We start from the raw sequence: 17,765 nt of genomic DNA on the forward strand, positions 1-17,765 counted from the left end.
ACGGGTCACCTACTAATCCCGAAAGGGCCAGCGTTCTTTTCCGGAACTGTTGGCCCCGAAAACTGAACAAGCCTCTAGCGGTGGGGGAGCGGCATCCGGCAGCGTGCGTCAAAGCGACGAAGGAGCAGCACGCAGAGGATGGTGGCCCCCGCCGCGTAACCTGACCACAACTGTTTTCTTAGACCAACGCAAAGGAAAAAACATGGCAAAAGTTGCACCTGAACTCCAGTACTCCGACGAGCACGAGTGGGTTGCCCGCGAAGCCGGCAACCTTGTGTCTGTCGGCATTTCCGCCGTGGCCACCGACGCCCTCGGCGACATTGTGTACGTTGACTTGCCCGAGGTCGGTGCCGCTGTGACTGCGGGGGAGACCTGCGGCGAGGTTGAGTCCACCAAGTCCGTCTCGGACCTGTACTCCCCGGTGACGGGCGAGGTCACGGAAGTGAACTCCGCCGTCGTCGACGATCCCGCACTGATCAACAACGATCCGTATGGTGCGGGGTGGCTCTTCAAGGTGGCCGCCGAGTCCGACGGTCCGCTGCTTTCCGCGGAGGAATACGCTTCCAAGAACGGTGGCGAGCTGTGAGCGCCGCAACCGGGGCCGCAGGTACCGATAACACCCTGTTCGAGCAGGTAGTTTCGCCGAGCCTGGACACTGTCTTGTCCGTGCTGGATCCGGAGATCGCGGCAAAGATCGACGACGAGCTGAACCGCCAGCGTTCGGGCCTGGAAATGATCGCGTCCGAGAACCACACCGCCGTGGCCGTCATGCAGGCTCAGGGCTCGGTCCTGACCAACAAGTATGCCGAGGGCTACCCGGGCAAGCGCTACTACGGTGGCTGCGAGCACGTGGACGTCATCGAGCAGTTGGCCATCGACCGCGTGAAGGCCCTCTTCGGTGCCAAGTACGCGAACGTGCAGCCGCACTCCGGCGCCCAGGCCAACGCTTCGGTGATGCACGCCCTCATCAAGCCGGGCGATACCATCATGGGCCTGAACCTGGCCCACGGCGGTCACTTGACCCACGGCATGCGGATCAACTTCTCCGGCCGCCTGTACAACGTGATCCCGTACCAGGTCCGCGAAGAGGACCACCGGATCGACATGGCCGAGGTGGAGCGCCTGGCACTCGAGCACAAGCCGGCGCTGATCGTGGCCGGCTGGTCCGCCTATGCCCGCCAGCTGGACTTCGCCGAGTTCCGCCGCATCGCCGACCTCGTGGGCGCCTACCTCATGGTGGACATGGCGCACTTCGCCGGCCTCGTGGCCGCCGGCCTGCACCCGTCCCCGGTCCCGCACGCGCACGTCACGACGTCGACGACGCACAAGACCCTCGCCGGTCCGCGCGGCGGCATCATCCTGAGCAACGACGCCGACATCGCCAAGAAGATCAACTCCGCGGTCTTCCCGGGCCAGCAGGGCGGCCCGTTGGAGCACGTGATCGCCGGCAAGGCCGTGGCCTTCAAGATCGCCGGCTCGGAAGAGTTCAAGGAACGCCAGGAACGCGTGCTGGCCGGTGCCCGGATCCTGGCCGAGCGCCTCGTCCAGCCCGACGTCACCGCCAGGGGGATCTCCGTGATTTCCGGCGGCACGGACGTGCACCTGGTGCTCGTGGACCTGCGCAACTGCGAACTCGACGGCCAGCAGGCCGAGGACCGCCTCGCCGCGATCGACATCACCGTCAACCGCAACGCGGTTCCGTTCGACCCGCGCCCGCCGATGGTGACCTCCGGTCTGCGGATCGGCACCCCGGCATTGGCAACACGCGGTTTCGGTGAAGCGGCGTTCCGTGAAGTTGCGGACATCATCGCTGAGGCACTGATCGCCGACGCCGGCGCGGACCTCTCCGGCCTGCGTCACCGCGTGGAGGCACTCGCCGCCGCGCACCCGCTCTACCCGGGCGTCGCGAACCTAGGCTGACCGTCTTTGGTCGCCTTGGCCCGTCGGGTTCCGGTCGGACGGGTTTTTGGTCACCTTGGCCCGTCGGGTTCGGCCTCCTCGGCATGCTCGGTCGCATAGACGCCCGCTGAGCGGACGTGATGCTCCCTTAGACGCATGCTGCCGGAGGTCGGACCCGAAGGGGCTCCGTCCCTCACCTTCTCCGCGGAATCCGCTCACCCGCCCCAACCCGACCACAACTAACTAAGGAATCCGACCATGGCTGTTGGCGTCTTCGATCTTTTCTCTATTGGGATTGGTCCTTCGAGTTCGCATACCGTGGGGCCGATGCGGGCTGCTGCGGTCTTTGCGGGTGAGCTGAAGGATTCCGGTGCCCTGGAACGGGTGGCGTCGCTGCGCGTTGATCTGTATGGTTCCTTGGCTGCCACGGGCCGGGGGCACGGCACCATGACTGCGGTGCTGCTGGGCCTGGAGGGTTACCACCCCGAGGAGATCCTCCCCGAGGAAGTGGAGGAACGGCTCGCGTCGATCGCGGAGACCGGTCTGCTGAGCCTTTGCGGCGCTGTCGATCCCGAGTCCGGGGTGTCCTTGCCGTACGGGGAAGCGGACATGATCCTGCACCCGCTCACGGTTCTTCCCCGGCATACGAACGGGATGAAGTTCTCCGTGTCCGACGCCGACGGCGAGGTGCTGCATGAGGCCACGTTCTTTTCCGTGGGCGGTGGTTTCATCGTCCGGGAGGGTGAAGAGGACGCGGCCCAGAAGGAACTGGAGGAGTCCAAGAAGGAACTCCCGTTGCCCTTCCGTACTGCCGCTGAACTCATGGGCCGTTGCTCCTCCAAGGGGCTTGGCATCTCGGACATCATGTTTATCAACGAACGCGCCTCCCGCACCGAAGAGGAAATCCGTGAAGGCCTGCTGCACATCTGGTCCGTCATGGAGGCCTGTGTTGAAACGTCCCTCAAGCGCGAAGGCGTGCTGCCCGGCGGACTGAAGGTCCGCCGTCGGGCCCCGGACTGGCACGAGCGCCTCCTGAAGGAAACCAAAGACCAGGCCCCTGACTACCGGGATCCGAAGTACTGGCAGGAATGGGTGAACCTGATCGCGTTGGCCGTGAACGAGGAAAACGCCTCGGGCGGCCGCGTGGTCACCGCGCCCACCAACGGCGCCGCCGGGATCATTCCTGCCGTGCTGTACTACGCCCTGCATTTCGCCCCCGGCATGGACAAGGCCACGCAACAGGACCGCGACGACGTCGTGGTGAAGTTCCTGCTCGCCGCGGGCGCCGTCGGGGTGCTCTACAAGGAGCAGGCATCGATCTCCGGCGCCGAAGTGGGCTGCCAGGGCGAGGTCGGCTCCGCTTCCTCGATGGCCGCCGCCGGATTGGCCGAAGTCATGGGCGGCTCCCCGGGACAGGTGGAAAACGCTGCCGAGATCGCAATGGAACACAACCTCGGACTGACCTGCGACCCGATCGGCGGACTCGTGCAGATCCCGTGCATCGAACGCAACGCGATCGCGGCGGCGAAGGCCATCAACGCGGCGAAGATGGCGCTCTGGGGCGACGGCACCCACCGCGTCTCCCTGGACGAGGTCATCGTGACCATGCGCGAGACCGGCAAGGACATGTCCTCCAAATACAAGGAAACCGCCATGGGCGGCCTCGCCGTCAACGTCGTGGAGTGCTAACGGGTCGTGGCGGCTTCACCGGGCGACGGCCCTTCGCCGTCGCTTAGACACGTCGCATAAGCGCCCCTACGGTCGCTGAGCGACCTTGCGACCGCGATGCGCTCCTACCCGAAGGACCGCAGCCCGGCTTGTGCGTCCGTCACCGCTGATGGGTCGGGGTTGGCGAGCCCAGCTATTTTCTGTCTAGTGTCCGTCCCCAGTGCCATCGTGTATCCATGAGCGGGGGAAATAGCAGAGGGCCGATAGACTTGGAGCTGAACGCCTGCGCCGCACACCGGTGCCTGCTGCCTCACGTACGCAACTGATTGGACACGGCCCCCTTGCGAGAATTTACCGCACGCTTTGCCACCGCCGAGGAAATCGAACACTGGGACAAACACGTCACGGCCAACCCCAACGGCGGCAACCTCCTCCAATCCGAGGCCTTCGCGGACGTGAAGCAACACTTTGGCTGGAAGCCCTTGCATCTCGTCTACGAGACCGCGGACTACAGCAGCTACAACCTGGTCCTGGAGAAGAGCTTTCCACTGCTCGGCAAGCTCTGGTACCTCATCAAAGGCCCCGACGTTGCCGGCGTCGAGGACATTCCGGGGATCATCAAGGCAAACCGGGAATTCGTGAAGCGGGACAAGCTCGGGGTTTTCGCCGTTAAGATCGAGCCGGACATTGTCCTCAGTGGCGAAGCCCGGGACGCGATCGAGGCCACCGGAGTGGTCAAGACCCCCAACCTGCAGCCGAACGACTCCACAGCCCTGCTGGACATCTCTCCCGAGGAGAACCAGTTGCTGCGCAACCTGCATTCCCGCGGCCGCAACGCCGTTCGCCGGGCCATCCGCGAAGGCGTTGAAGTGCACACCATGGAACCCACGGAAGAGAACTTCCGTTCGATGTATGCGCTGATGACTAACACGGTTGAGGCGAAGTCCCAAGTGCGGGTCCGTGAATTCGGGTACTATCGCCAGTTCTGGACCAACTTCATCGAGCGTGGCCAGGGCAGGCTCCTCTTTGTCTTTGAAAACGGTGTGCCATCGGTCGGAGCCTTCGTCATCAACTATGGCCGGAAAGGCACCTACAAGGACGGCGGATCGCTGCAGAAGCGCGCGCAGTACGGCGATTCGCATTTGGTCCAGTGGACGGCCATCAACCAGGTCAAGGAACTGGGTTGCACGGAGTACGATTTCTGCGGCACTCCGCCCGCGGACCGGCTCAAAGACACCTCGCACCCGTTCCACGGACTTGGCCTGTTCAAGACCAGCTTCAGCAAGACCGTCACCGACTTCGTCGGCTGCTATGACCAAGTCATCAGCCCGCTGAAGTACAAGCTCTGGACTGCTGCGGGCGAACGTATCGCACGGCAGATCTACACCCGTCGCACGGGTCAACAGTTCTACTAGGCCAGCAGTTCCAGAAGGCTCGCAGCGCCACCCCGCCTACCGCATGTTGCACTACCCCGCATATGGAGGAACCACGCCCTTTGGAGGAACACCCGCGTGACTGACCGCCCCGACAACAGGCCCAACACGGATGGCTTGCCCAAGACGCAGCCGCTCAAGCCATCCCAGGTGCGCCAGAATGTCAACGCCAAGCGCATGCTTCGCAGGCTGGTGCAGGGGGAGAACCCTCCCACTGCCCCCATGAGCATCGTCGACCGCCTGGCGGGTAGTCCCTACGCCAACCCCATCATCCATGTGGGCGGTGTTGACGCTTCGGCCCGCAAGACCATCGACTTCGCCCTGCATATGGCCGAAACGATGTTCCGCTACGGGGCAGGTGCCCTGGAAGTGGAGACCAGCATCATCGCGGTCACGGCTGCGCTCGGCTTGAAGAACATCGAAGTGGACATCACCAACCAGTCGGTCGCGCTCAACTATGCGCCCAAGGACCAGACCCCCATCACACTGCTCCGGGTTGTTCGCTCCTGGACCAACAACTACGCAGGCCTGGCCCAGGTGCACCAACTCGTCACGGATATCGTGGCTGGCGGTGTAGGCAGGTCGGAAGCGGTGAACCGGCTGGATGACATTATCCGCAGCAGCAAGCCCTTCCCACGGTGGATGGTCACCATGGCGTTCGGCGTCTTCTCTGCTGTCTTCGTCGGAGTCCTGGGCGGGGGACTTGGCGCTTCCGCCCTGGCTTTCGTCTCCAACATGCTTGTCAATCTCGTGGCCCGGCAATTGGGCAAGTGGCGCACGCCCGACTTCTTCGTGACAGCGGCCTGCTCCTTCCTGGTCACGTTCATCGCGCTCATGCTCCACTGGACCGGGGCGGACATCCCGCCGTCCATCGTCGTGGCGGGCGGCATTCTCCTGCTGTTGCCAACCGGGCGGCTCGTCTCTTCCGTGCAAGACGCCATCAACGGATTCCCCGTGACTGCGGCCGGACGATTCCTGTCCACGATCCTGACCTTCGGCGCGATCGTTGCGGGCATCGCCGTCGCGGTAGTTGTGGGTGACCTCATCGGCAGCGTCGCGATCGACGTCACGCAAACATTCCCCGAGGCGTATCCATTGTGGGGCCAAGCCATCCTGATAGCCGTAGCCGTGATTGCCATCGGCATCACCGAACAGACCCTGCTCAAACTTCTGCTCCCGACGGCGGCAGTGGGTTTGGTGGGTTACTTCGTCTTGTGGGGGGCTTCCAGCCTTGGCTTCGGAGACCGGCTCTCGCCGGCGATTTCCGCCGTGGTCATCGGCCTGCTCGCGCGGATGGTGGCGCTCAAGCTCGGAGCCCCGCAGCTCGTGGTCGCCGTCCCGGCCGCCCTCATCCTGCTCCCGGGCCTGAAGATATTCCGTTCCATGTATGTATTGACGGTGCAAGAAGCAGATGTACTGGTGGGTTCGGGAGGCATGCTCAACGCCGGAGCAATCGTGCTGGGTGTGGCCGCAGGAATCGTGCTGGGGGACAACCTTGCCCGGCCACTGACCAAGGGACTGGCCAGCAACGAGCGCCGCCGCGTGCGCCGGCGCTAGCCGCGTCCGCTGGGCCGCCAAGCGGTAAGGACCGCTAGATCTGCCCGATAGGGAGTTTCTTCTCCGCCTGGAAATCGTCCTCCACACGCCCCTGGGCCCAGTATCCGGAAAGCGATACCTGGGACCGCTCGAGCCCACGCTGCTTGAAGAAGATGTCGCGCAGGCCCTTCATGTAGCCGCGTTCACCGTGCGCAAACACGTCTACGCGTCCGGGCAGCCACTCGGCTTCGCCCAAGGCATCGAGCAGGATCGAGCTTGATCCGGCCGGGACTCCGGAGCGAAGGAGCCAGCGCATCTCCACGCCCTCGGGAGCGGCGACATCAAGGATGTCCGCGTCGCTATCGACCTCGAGGAAAGCATGGCCCTTCGCGTCGGCCGGCAGGGATTCGATCGCGGCGGCAATCGCCGGGAGCGCGGCGTCGTCGCCGGCGAAAAGGTACCAGTCGGCGTCGGGCGCCGGGTTGTAGGCGCCGCCGGGGCCCGTGAAGACAAGCGTGTCCCCGGGCTGGGCCGCCAGGGCCCATGGGCCTGCAAGGCCTTCGTCGCCGTGGACCACGAAGTCGATTGCCAGTTCCTGCGCAGCTTCGTCCACCCAACGGACGGTGTAGGTGCGGGTGTACGGCCATTGTTCGCGCGGCATGGTCTCGCGGATGGCCCACAGATCCAGCGGCAACTCATACTCGACGCCGGGCTGCGGGAACACGATCTTCACATATCGGTCCACGAAGCCGTTGTTCGCATAACCGGCAAATCCGGGTCCACCAGCAATGATCCGCACCATGTGGGGCGACAGCTGTTCCGTGCGCAGCACAGTCAGGTTCACTTGGGGGCGGGTATTGCGGGATGCAGACGACGTGGCGGGCAAAGATGTCATGTAGGCAAGCCTAAGCTAGGGCAGCGGTGGAAGCTCCCAGATGACGGGATCCGCGCCTTGCATCCGGAGCAGGGCGTTGGCGCGGCTGAACGGGCGAGAGCCGAAGAAGCCCCGCGACGCGGAGAGCGGGCTGGGATGGGCGGAGGAGATCACGGGGGCGCCTTCAAGCAGCGGCTGTACGGCTTCAGCGTCCTTGCCCCACAGGATCGCGACGAGCGGACTCTGCTGCCCGGCAGCATTTCGTCGGCGGGCGACGGCGGTGACCGCCGCCGTCGTGATGGCCTCCCAGCCTTTGCCCCGGTGCGAGCCGGCAGCACCGGCCGCGACGCTGAGCACCCTGTTCAGGAGGAGTACTCCTTGGCCCGTCCAGGCCGAAAGATCGCCGTGGACCCGCGGCGGGAGCCCGAGATCGGTTTCCATCTCCCGGTAGATGTTCGAGAGGCTGCGGGGGATGGGCCGTGTTTGTCCGGAAACCGCGAAAGAGAGCCCGACGGCGTGTCCCGGCGTCGGGTAGGGGTCCTGGCCCAGGATCAGCACCTTCACGTCGGCCAGCGGCTGCCGGAAGGCACGAAGTATGTTGGACGCCGCAGGCAGCACGTGCGCTCCGCGGCCGGCCTCGGCCGCCACGAAGGCGAGCACCGAGCGCAACTCGTCCTCGATGCCGGAGAGCGCGCCCGCCCAGTCCGGCGCCATGAGATCCTCCAAGGCCATTCCGGGTAGTGCCTCGAACCCGGCGGAGTGATCTTCGGATTCAAGCTCAAATAACGCTTCTTCGCCTGCCACCCAGCCATTGTCCCTGTCCTCGCGGTCCGGGGGAAAGCGCCGGCCCTCAAGGCGGCGGGGCAAATGACATCGGTGTTATTCGCCCGTTACCATGGGCGGGGGACATTTTTCAGTCAATGCGTCGAAGGAGTGTGTCGTGGCAGAACCCGCACGGGAACCCATGGCGTCCGAAGCAACTGGATTGGTGCTCGAAGACCTGTCCGCCGGACTCCGCAGTGATTCGCCGCTCGGCGAGCGTGAACAGCAGATGCTCGCCCTGGAGAGGCAATGGTGGAAGTACGCCGGGGCCAAGGAACAGGCCGTCCGGGAACTCTTCGATCTCTCCGCGACCCACTACTATCAGCTGCTCAATGCCCTCATAGACACCGAGGAAGCATTGGCGCACGATCCTATGCTGGTCAAGAGATTGCGTAGACTACGTATGTCACGTCAGAGGGCCCGCACAGCGCGCCGTCTCGGTTCCGACGCATAGAGCACCCGCTGATCCCCCAGCCAGCAAGCAGCAAGGACAAGGCTTCACCATGACCAAATTTGCCCGGGATGAATTCGACCGTGTCCCGCAGAGCTCATCGCGGCAAGGTGTCCACAGGCTCGTCGCGTCTGCTTCCCGGCCGGCCCTGTGGCCGGTGCTGCTGCTGGGCGGCATCGCACTTGCTGTAGGACTCGTTGCCTTCCTGATCCTTCCGAAGCTTGGCTTCACCTCGTCGACGACGCCGCAAGCCGTCGTCACCGCTGACACTTCCAAGCAAAGCGCCGCGGCGCCACCTTCGGCGAACAGCTCTGCGCAGGCATCCAGCCAGCCGTCTACCCAGCCGAGCCCGGGCGACACTCCGTCCAGCACGCCGACGCCGACCCCCACGACGGCGCCATTGGACAAGACGGCGGCAGTAGCGGTCTACAACGGCACCACCACCGGTGGCCTGGCTGCGCGTGTGGCCGGCATGGTGCAAGGCGGAGGATGGCCGTTGTCCACTGTCGCAAATTGGGGCGGCATGCCCCAGCAGACGTCGTCGGTCTTCTACAAAGGCGCGGCGCAGAAGGGCAATGCCGAAGCCCTCGGCAAATTGCTGGGCATTTCCAACCTCGTGGACAGCGCGGAGTTCCAGCAGCCCGTGGTTGTGGTTCTGGGCCCCGGTTACAAATAGCAACTCGGTTACGCCTCAATAACATTGCGGCCACCCGCACCCAAGGTTGCGCTACGGCAACGTGACTGTGGTTACAGTAGTTGTGAGCTGGCCCGGAGATCCCGGAAGCCGGCCACTGCTAGTTGAAAGTGTGGGGATCATGGCTTTGGGAACCGTCAAATGGTTCAATGCCGAAAAGGGCTACGGATTCATCACCGTGGATGAGTCCGGTGACGACATCTTTGTGCATTGGTCCGCCATCCAGATGGATGGCTTCCGTGCGCTCGAAGAAGGACAACGCGTCGACTTCGAACTGGGCGAGGGCCAGAAGGGCCCGCAGGCAGAAAGCGTGCGGCTTATCTAGTGGGTGTTGCGGCAACAGGGCTGTCCTGGCCCCTCGGAGCGCGCCGGTCCCGGGTAGTTTATCTGCTTGCAGCTTCGGCAGCCTTGGCCCTTGGAGTGGCCGGATGTTCCGCCCCCGTCGGCAACGCCAGACTGAGCTCCGTTACCCCAAGCGGCGACGGCGTCCTGCGCATCGGCGTGATCCTGGACAATACCGGTGGTTCCGCATTCCTCAACGAGTCCGAACTGGCTGCCGCCAAGTTGGCTGTCAAACAAATCAACGACGCCGGCGGATACAAGGGCCGTCCCGTCGACTTGCTACCGGCGTCGGCGGCCGGTGAAGGCGGTGGCGCTAGCCAAGGGGCCGGCGCGGCGGCCTTCTCTGCCGACACTGCGGCACAAGCCAAGGCGTTGTTGTCCGCCCACGCAGACGTCGTCGTGGGGCCGAGCGATTCGAGCCATGCGCCCGCCGCGATCGATGTGCTCTCTCCCGCCCGGATTCCGCTCATCTCGCCGGCGAACACGGCGTCGGGGCTGAGCAGCTACAAGAATGGCGGCTTCTACTTCCGCACGTCTGCCGCTGATGCCGCACAGGGCAGCGTCCTGGCGAAGCTTGCCCGCGACGCCGGCGCCAAGCGCATTTCGGTCCTCCACGAAGCCGGGGATTACGGTACGCGCGTCTCGGGAGCGGTCATGGACGCTGCCCGCGGCCTCGGAATGGACGCCGTGTCCAACGCGGAATTCGCGGCAGGCAAAGCAGCTCCCGCCGCGGCGGGCATCAAGTCCGGTACGCCGGACGCCGTCGTCGTGGTTGCCCGTGATGGCGCCCAAGGCGCCCTGGCTGAGCTCCTGAATGCGGGGCTGAGCGGCAAGAGCCTGATCTTGAGCGACGGCGCGATCCGCCAATACGGAACCGCGCTCGGTGCAGGGGGCCTCGACGGCGCGCGGGGAATTCTTCCGGGCGTCTTCCCGAGTGCGGAGTTCCAAGCCGAGCTGACGGGCATCGACCCCAAGCTCAAGGACACGACCTACGCTGCCGAGACGTACGACGCCGTCACCCTCGCGGCGCTTGCCGCCTCAACGGCGGGCGACGATGCGGGAGGCTCGATCGCGGCCTGGCTCACCACTGTGTCCGGCGGAGTGCGTCCGGCGTCGGGCGATGCGGCAACGAAAGAACGTACGTCTTGTGCCTCATACAAGGACTGCGTCGAGGTGCTGAAGGGGGCCAAGCTCCCGGATTACGACGGCGAGTCCGGCACCATCGGGTTCGACGCCAACGGGGACGTTACCTCGTCCAATTACATGGTCTTCACCTACGGGGCTGACAACACTGCGCGGGTCAGTGGCAAAGAGACGGCCTCCCGGACTCCGTGACGGCTTGTGCCCGTAGCGAATTCCCTGGGCGTGGCGAGTAGTTTCCGGCTCTTCCTGCTTGCACTCTCCTCGGGTGAGTGCTAATTATTGATTAGCACTCTCAGGCATTGACTGCTAATCCTTCACGGCTCCGGCCGTATGGAAATGGTGGCGGTGCCTGGGGGAACAAAGAAAACCTTGCTGGGGTGAGATCCGGAGCACGCGGCGTACAGAGGCCGAATGTGAAGGATCGTCCGTCGCGGGCACCGCAGTGAAGGCACCTTCTTAACGACTGTCCCGAAAGGACTACCGCCGTTATGGCCAAGATCATTGCATTTGATGAAGAGGCACGCCGCGGTCTCGAGCGGGGTCTGAACATCCTCGCCGACGCCGTCAAGGTCACCCTCGGCCCGCGTGGACGCAACGTCGTCCTCGAAAAGAAGTGGGGCGCCCCCACGATCACCAACGATGGTGTTTCCATCGCCAAGGAGATCGAGCTGGACGATCCTTACGAGAAGATCGGCGCCGAGCTGGTCAAGGAAGTTGCCAAGAAGACGGACGACGTCGCTGGCGACGGCACCACCACCGCCACCGTCCTGGCCCAGGCTCTCGTCAAGGAAGGCCTGCGCAACGTAGCTGCCGGCGCCGACCCGCTGTCCCTCAAGCGCGGCATCGAGAAGGCTGTTGACGCCGTCATCCGTGAGCTGCTCGCCTCCGCCAAGGAGATCGAGACCAAGGAAGAGATCGCAGCCACGGCTTCCATCTCTGCCGGCGACACCGAAATCGGTAACCTCATTGCTGAAGCCCTGGACAAGGTTGGCAAGGAAGGCGTCATCACGGTCGAGGAATCCAACACCTTCGGCCTGGAGCTTGAGCTCACCGAAGGCATGCGCTTCGACAAGGGTTACATCTCCGCTTACTTCGTCACCGACGCAGAGCGCCAGGAAACGGTCCTCGAAGACCCGTACATCCTGATCGTCAACTCCAAGATCTCCAACGTGAAGGAACTCGTTGCGGTCCTGGAGAAGGTCATGCAGTCCAACAAGCCGCTGCTGATCATCGCCGAAGACATCGAGGGCGAGGCCCTGGCCACCCTGATCGTCAACAAGATCCGTGGCACCTTCAAGTCCGTTGCCGTCAAGGCTCCGGGCTTCGGTGACCGCCGCAAGGCACAGCTCGCCGACATCGCGATCCTCACCGGTGGCCAGGTCATCTCCTCGGAGGTCGGCCTCAGCCTCGAGAACGCAACCCTCGAACTGCTCGGCAACGCCCGCAAGGTTGTTGTCACCAAGGACGAGACCACCATCGTCGAAGGTGCCGGCGACGCCGACGCCATCGCCGGCCGCGTGGCGCAGATCCGTGCCGAGATCGAGAACTCCGATTCCGACTACGACCGCGAGAAGCTGCAGGAGCGCCTGGCCAAGCTGGCCGGTGGCGTTGCAGTCATCAAGGCCGGTGCCGCAACCGAGGTAGAGCTCAAGGAGCGCAAGCACCGCATTGAGGACGCAGTCCGCAACGCGAAGGCTGCCGTTGAAGAAGGCATCGTCGCCGGTGGTGGCGTTGCCCTCATCCAGGCCGGTGCCAAGGCATTCGCCAACCTGCAGCTCGAAGGCGACGAAGCAACGGGCGCCAACATCGTCCGCGTTGCCATCGACGCTCCGCTCAAGCAGATCGCTTACAACGCCGGCCTTGAGCCGGGCGTTGTCATCGACAAGGTCCGCGGCCTGCCGTCGGGCCACGGCCTGAACGCTGCAACCGGCGTTTACGAGGACCTGCTGGCTGCCGGCGTCAACGACCCCGTAAAGGTCACCCGCTCGGCTCTCCAGAACGCTGCCTCCATCGCTGGTCTGTTCCTGACCACCGAGGCCGTTGTTGCCGACAAGCCGGAGAAGAACGCTCCGTCTATGGGTGGCGGCGACGACATGGGCGGCATGGGCGGCTTCTAGCCCCCGCTGTAGCCCACCAGCCACACGCACGACGGCGGTCCCCACTTCGGGTGGGGGCCGTCGTCGCCGTTTAACGACGCTCGCTCACGTATGTCGGGTTTTGGGCGGACGCTCGCTCACGTATGTCGGGTTTTGGGCGGACGCCCGCTCACTTCTGGGGTCAAGGAGTGTCGGGGTGGTCTGGCAGGATGGAAACCATGACGATTATTGCTGCCGCCGATGGTTCTGCCCTCGGCAATCCCGGGCCTGCCGGTTGGGCCTGGTACGTGAACGACTCTTGCTGGAGGGCCGGGGGGTGGCCGCACGGAACCAACAACCAGGGCGAGCTCATGGCGGTGCTGGACTTCTTCCGGTCCACGGCACATGTTCCCGATGAAGAGCTGAAGATTCTCTGCGACAGCCAGTACGTCATCAATTGCATCACCAAGTGGATGCCGGGATGGAAGCGCAAGGGCTGGCGCAAAGCGGACGGGAAGCCCGTCTTGAACGTCGATCTCCTCAAGGACATCGACCAGGCTATTGTCGGCCGCAAGTACTCGTTCGAGTGGGTCAAAGGCCATGCCGGCCACGACCTCAACGAGGCGGCCGACGATCGCGCGCGTGCGGTCGCCACAGCGTTCCAGCAGGGAATAGCCGCGCCTGCCGGGCCGGGCTATCCGGGAGCTGAAGCCGCACGGTCCTTGTCCCGCACGCTGTCAGTCGGCACACCATCAGTCGGCACGCCGTCAGCCCGCACGTCGTCAGCCCGTACAGCGCCTATGGAGGCGCCCTCGCTTTTCGACGACGACCACGACGACTCGGATGCCCAGGATGAAGACCTCACGTTGTTCGGCGGTCAGGACCTCTCAACCGGGTCGTCCTTGCCGAACGCGGCGGGGGCGTTCATGGAGCAGGAGACGTTCATCGAGCCCACTTTGTTCGCTGGTGACGACGAAGGGGTCCTTGGCCAGGCCGGCGGACGCTCGGACGAGGAAACGGTCATTCTCCTTGAGAGGGAGCTCCTGAGGCCCGACGTGAGGGGAGACCTCGGGCGCACAGGGATCCTGCTGCACCCGGACTTTACCGAGATTGGCAGCTCCGGACGCGTCTGGTCCCGGGACGAACTCATGATGGCGTTGGAGGGCGATCCCGGGGAAACCGCGGAAGTAGAAATAATTTCCGCTGAACGCCTCTCCAGTAACACCATGCTGCTCAGTTATAGAAGTTATGGGCGCACAGGCTCCGCATTGCGGAGCTCGATCTGGTTGCTCGACGACGGCCGATGGCGGTTGCGCTTCCACCAGTCGACGCCGGAGAAGTAGCGGCTCAGAAGCAACCAGACCCCGGAAAGCGGTTGGACCCCGGCGGGACGGCGGATTGGCTGCACCGCCGGGATCCCGGGTCCAGCTGTCAGTAACTGAACCGCTGGGTGTTGCCCTGCTCGGTTTGGAGGTAGCTTGCCGCCGCGGAGGACAGCGCGAGGTTGATGGATGCCAGCGAAGCCTCCACCTTGTTCTGGGTCAGCGTCCACTCCGAGACGAGGGCCTGGAAGTTGTTGGCCGCTGATCCCTTCCACGTAGCTTGGAGCTCGTCCAGGCCCCGTTTCATCGCTTGGACGTCGGCGCTGATCCGATCCACGGTGGCCTTGACGTTGGCGGACTTGAGCTGGAGCAGTTCGGTATCGACGGAGATAACGCTCATGGGGCGTTGCCTTTCAATCAAAGAGATCCGCAGGTGCGGCTGGCTTGTGGTCCACACCACGAGCCTAGAAGCCGTCACATGGCCCGGACAGTGCCGAATCTCTCTATGTGGACAACTCGCTCAATCAAGCCGCCAGGCATAGAAAACTGCTAGTCGGAGATCTCCGCCTCGGCGATGCCCGCATCTTCGGGCATCTCGGACAGCTCGTCCTGGAAGGGGAGGCTGACAACCAGGGTGGCTCCGCCGCCGTCGGTCTCTTCGACCCGGACGGTACCGCGGTGGGATCCGACAATTGCAGCCACAATCGCGAGACCGAGCCCGCTGCCGCCCGTTTCCCGCGTGCGCGAAGTGTCCGCCCTGTAAAAGCGCTCGAAAATCCGGGGCAGTTCCTCGGCCGGAATGCCGCTGCCGTGGTCCCGCACCTCGAGAACGGACAACGGGCCGGCGGGCGTGTTCCGGACCCCGACGGCGAGCTCAATCGGCGTTCCTTCGGGGGTGTAGCGCAAGGCGTTACCCACCAGGTTCCCCAGGACCTGACGAAGCTTGGCCTCGTCACCCTGGACCGGGGCAGGCGCTGCCGCTCCGCCGTCGAGCCCTGTGAGCGAAATCTTCCGCTCGCCCGACGTTGCGAGTGAGTCTACGACGGCGTCATTCGCCAGTAGGTGCAGATCCACCGGCTTGAGCTGCAAAGGCCGTTGTTCGTCCAGGCGGGCCAGCAGCAGCAGGTCTTCCACCATGGATCCCATGCGCTTGGCTTCGCTCTCGATCCTGCCCATGGCGGTGCCCACGTCTTCCGGCGTGGCAAGGGCGCCGTGGCGGTAAAGCTCGGAGAAGCCGCGGATGGTGACCAAAGGCGTGCGCAGCTCGTGGGAGGCGTCGGCGGCGAATCGCCGCATCCTTGCCTCGGAGGCGGCACGCGCCGCAAAGGACGATTCAATGTGCGCGAGCATGGCGTTGAGGGAGGCGCCCAGGCGGCCGACCTCGGTGACCGGATTCTCGATATCCACGCGACGCGAGAGATCACCGGCAGCGATTGCGGCCGCCGTCTTCTCAACCCGGGCGAGGGGGCGGAAGGAACGTGCAACGGTCCATGTCGCGATGAAGAACGCGAGCACCAGGGTCAAGAGTCCGACGCCGACCACCACGAGCGTGGCGTGTTCCATGACTCGGTCCACGGGGGACAGCGGCAGGCCTACGATCACCACCGCGTTCTGCCCGGTCCGGTTGTCCACTACGTTGACCGCCACCACACGCCAATCGCCGCCAGCGGTGCCGTTCACCTGGAAGGGTGCGTAATTGCGGTTCTTGGCCTCAACCGGGGTGATGTTGGCGATGCTCGGCCGATCCGTCTTGCTTCCGCCGAACGGATAGGGCGGCTGGCCCTGGACGTAGAGCGTCAGGGAATAGTCCGTGGGCACGGCGGGGCTCGCCTCAGACAGGTTGGCAAAGGATTGCTGCTGCTGGGCGATCTGGACGGCAGCCCTGAGCTTGTCATCCACTTGCCCTTGGAGGTAGCTCTTGACGAGCGTCAGCGTCCCGGCGCCAGTGGCGGCCAAGGCAAGGAGCAGCAGCCCCATGATGATGGCGACCAGCTGCGACCTGAGGGAGGCCGACTTCCAACGGTTGAACAAAGTCAGCGCTTCTCGGCCGTCCGCAATACGTAACCGACGCCGCGCTTGGTCTGGATCAAGGCAGTGGCATCCGGATCAATGTCCACCTTGCGCCGGAGGTAGGAAATGTAGGACTCCACGATCGAGGCGTCGCCATTGAAGTCGTATTCCCAGACGTGGTCCAGGATCTGCGCCTTGGAAAGCACCCGGTTGGGGTTCAGCATGAGATAGCGGAGCAGCTTGAACTCGGTGGGCGACAGCTCGATGATGGTGCCGCCGCGGCGGACCTCGTGCGCGTCGTCGTCGAGCTCCAGGTCATCCACGCGGATGACGGCGTCGTCGTCTTCCATCGGCTGCGTGCGGCGAAGCACGGCGCGGATCCGCGCCACCACTTCATCCAGGCTGAAAGGCTTGGTGACGTAGTCGTCGCCGCCCACGGTCAGGCCCGTGACCTTGTCCTCCGTGTCGTCCTTGGCAGTCAGGAACAGGACAGGGAAGTGCTTACCGGCGGCGCGAAGGCGGCGGGTGACAGTGAACCCGTCCATGTCGGGGAGCATGACATCCAGGACCGCGAGGTCCGGGGCGTGAAGATCGGCGGCAGCGAGCGCTTCGCGGCCGTTCGACGCCGCAACGACCTCAAAGCCAGCAAAGCGCAGCGAGGTGGAGAGCAGCTCACGGATGTTGGGTTCGTCGTCGACGACGAGGAGCTTGGCTTCGGGGCCGTTCTTTTTCATACCATTCATGATGCTCCCAGTTTCTGGGAGTTGACTGGACGCTTGTTGTGAGAATTATCGGGGTGTCGTGGTTGTGGGCCCGGGCTAACTGCCGAGAGCCAGCCCGACGCCGAGTCCCACCATGGTGACAGCAATTCCGCCGTCAAGGATCCGCCAGGACGCCGGTCGCGCAAAGAATCCGCGCAGCAGTTTCGCGCCGAAGCCGAGGGAACAGAACCATAGGATACTGCCCAGCATGGCTCCGGCGCCGAACCACCACTGCAGCCCGGGTCCTTGCGCGTTCGCCACGGATCCCAGGAGCAATACGGTGTCCAGGTAGACGTGGGGGTTGAGCCATGTCAGCGCCATGACAGTCGCCAGTGCTGACGCCAGTCCGCTTCGGCCGGCCCCCGACGGTCCAGGCTCCGCGGAGACGAGCGCTTGCGGCCTTAGGATGCGCCGTGCCGCCATCACGCCGTATGTCACCAGGAATGCCGCACCGACATAGCGGAGAACGACGACGGCGGCAGGCGCCGCGGCGAGCAGGGCGCCTGTGCCGAGTACCCCGGCCGCGATGAGCAGGGCGTCCGAGATGGCGCACACGGCAACGACCGCACCGATATGCTCGCCGCGGATGCCCTGCCGGAGGACGAAGGCATTTTGGGCGCCAATCGCGACAATGAGGGCCAGGCCTGTGCCGAGGCCCAAGCCGGCGGCGTGGAAGACGTCGGGGGAGTTCATTCTTCGAGGCTAAGTTCCACCTTCGTCATTAGTCCAGCTAAT

At 64.4% G+C, this 17,765-nt stretch carries 17 protein-coding genes; 11 read left to right on the forward strand and 6 right to left on the reverse strand.

Annotation, left to right across the window (positions count from 1 at the left end; translation table 11 throughout):
- Positions 1-202: 202 nt before the first annotated feature.
- The 5 genes from gcvH to AB4068_RS04220 all read left to right on the forward strand — a co-directional run bounded on the left by gcvH (position 203) and on the right by AB4068_RS04220 (position 6,557).
- On the forward strand, positions 203-586 hold the full coding sequence (gene gcvH / locus AB4068_RS04200) for a glycine cleavage system protein GcvH (RefSeq protein ID WP_059388212.1): 384 nt from the start codon (positions 203-205) through the stop codon (positions 584-586).
- On the forward strand, positions 583-1,920 hold the full coding sequence (gene glyA, locus AB4068_RS04205) for a serine hydroxymethyltransferase (RefSeq protein ID WP_441432751.1): 1,338 nt from the start codon (positions 583-585) through the stop codon (positions 1,918-1,920). Before gcvH ends, glyA begins: the two co-directional genes overlap by 4 nt.
- Positions 1,921-2,157: 237 nt before the next feature.
- Entirely contained in the window at positions 2,158-3,588 is a 1,431-nt protein-coding gene (locus AB4068_RS04210) for an L-serine ammonia-lyase (RefSeq protein ID WP_441432752.1), read from the forward strand.
- 320 nt (positions 3,589-3,908) lie between these two features.
- Entirely contained in the window at positions 3,909-4,982 is a 1,074-nt protein-coding gene (locus tag AB4068_RS04215) for a lipid II:glycine glycyltransferase FemX (RefSeq protein ID WP_284989609.1), read from the forward strand.
- A gap of 96 nt (positions 4,983-5,078) precedes the next feature.
- Complete coding sequence (locus tag AB4068_RS04220) at positions 5,079-6,557, forward strand: threonine/serine ThrE exporter family protein (RefSeq protein WP_441432753.1); 1,479 nt, start codon at positions 5,079-5,081, stop codon at positions 6,555-6,557.
- Positions 6,558-6,591: 34 nt separating this feature from the next.
- On the opposite strand, the gene AB4068_RS04225 is transcribed toward AB4068_RS04220, so the two are convergent.
- Complete coding sequence (locus AB4068_RS04225) at positions 6,592-7,431, reverse strand: siderophore-interacting protein (protein ID WP_441432754.1); 840 nt, start codon at positions 7,429-7,431, stop codon at positions 6,592-6,594.
- Between the two features lie 15 nt (positions 7,432-7,446).
- Positions 7,447-8,214 carry a uracil-DNA glycosylase gene (locus tag AB4068_RS04230; RefSeq protein ID WP_284989612.1) on the reverse strand — a complete coding sequence of 256 codons (768 nt, stop codon included), beginning with the start codon at positions 8,212-8,214 and terminating at the stop codon, positions 7,447-7,449.
- Positions 8,215-8,350: 136 nt separating this feature from the next.
- Between AB4068_RS04230 and AB4068_RS04235 the strand changes: the two genes are divergently transcribed.
- The 6 genes from AB4068_RS04235 (at position 8,351) to AB4068_RS04260 (ending at position 14,280) form a co-directional block, all read left to right on the forward strand.
- Positions 8,351-8,686 carry a DUF3263 domain-containing protein gene (locus AB4068_RS04235; protein ID WP_059388211.1) on the forward strand — a complete coding sequence of 112 codons (336 nt, stop codon included), beginning with the start codon at positions 8,351-8,353 and terminating at the stop codon, positions 8,684-8,686.
- Positions 8,687-8,735: 49 nt separating this feature from the next.
- Positions 8,736-9,359 carry a LytR C-terminal domain-containing protein gene (locus AB4068_RS04240; RefSeq protein WP_059388210.1) on the forward strand — a complete coding sequence of 208 codons (624 nt, stop codon included), beginning with the start codon at positions 8,736-8,738 and terminating at the stop codon, positions 9,357-9,359.
- A 139-nt stretch (positions 9,360-9,498) separates the two neighbouring features.
- Positions 9,499-9,702 carry a cold-shock protein gene (locus tag AB4068_RS04245; protein WP_059388209.1) on the forward strand — a complete coding sequence of 68 codons (204 nt, stop codon included), beginning with the start codon at positions 9,499-9,501 and terminating at the stop codon, positions 9,700-9,702.
- Positions 9,703-9,797: 95 nt separating this feature from the next.
- Positions 9,798-11,054: an ABC transporter substrate-binding protein gene (locus AB4068_RS04250; protein ID WP_441432755.1), complete on the forward strand. Its 1,257-nt coding sequence runs from the start codon at positions 9,798-9,800 to the stop codon at positions 11,052-11,054.
- A gap of 296 nt (positions 11,055-11,350) precedes the next feature.
- Positions 11,351-12,979, forward strand: coding sequence for a chaperonin GroEL (gene groL, locus AB4068_RS04255; protein WP_059388204.1), 1,629 nt, complete (start codon positions 11,351-11,353; stop codon positions 12,977-12,979).
- Between the two features lie 197 nt (positions 12,980-13,176).
- Entirely contained in the window at positions 13,177-14,280 is a 1,104-nt protein-coding gene (locus AB4068_RS04260; protein WP_441432756.1) for an RNase H family protein, read from the forward strand.
- 88 nt (positions 14,281-14,368) lie between these two features.
- On the opposite strand, the gene AB4068_RS04265 is transcribed toward AB4068_RS04260, so the two are convergent.
- The 4 genes from AB4068_RS04265 to AB4068_RS04280 all read right to left on the reverse strand — a co-directional run bounded on the left by AB4068_RS04265 (position 14,369) and on the right by AB4068_RS04280 (position 17,723).
- Positions 14,369-14,659, reverse strand: coding sequence for a WXG100 family type VII secretion target (locus AB4068_RS04265; protein ID WP_059388207.1), 291 nt, complete (start codon positions 14,657-14,659; stop codon positions 14,369-14,371).
- A 149-nt stretch (positions 14,660-14,808) separates the two neighbouring features.
- Positions 14,809-16,290, reverse strand: a complete 1,482-nt coding sequence (locus tag AB4068_RS04270; protein WP_332601721.1) for a sensor histidine kinase — start codon at positions 16,288-16,290, stop codon at positions 14,809-14,811.
- 2 nt (positions 16,291-16,292) lie between these two features.
- Positions 16,293-17,003, reverse strand: coding sequence for a response regulator transcription factor (locus AB4068_RS04275; protein WP_059388206.1), 711 nt, complete (start codon positions 17,001-17,003; stop codon positions 16,293-16,295).
- Positions 17,004-17,087: 84 nt separating this feature from the next.
- Positions 17,088-17,723, reverse strand: a complete 636-nt coding sequence (locus tag AB4068_RS04280) for a LysE/ArgO family amino acid transporter (protein ID WP_441432757.1) — start codon at positions 17,721-17,723, stop codon at positions 17,088-17,090.
- Positions 17,724-17,765: the final 42 nt, after the last annotated feature.

This window comes from Arthrobacter sp. 2RAF22, from assembly GCF_052115325.1.
Lineage (GTDB): Bacteria > Actinomycetota > Actinomycetes > Actinomycetales > Micrococcaceae > Arthrobacter.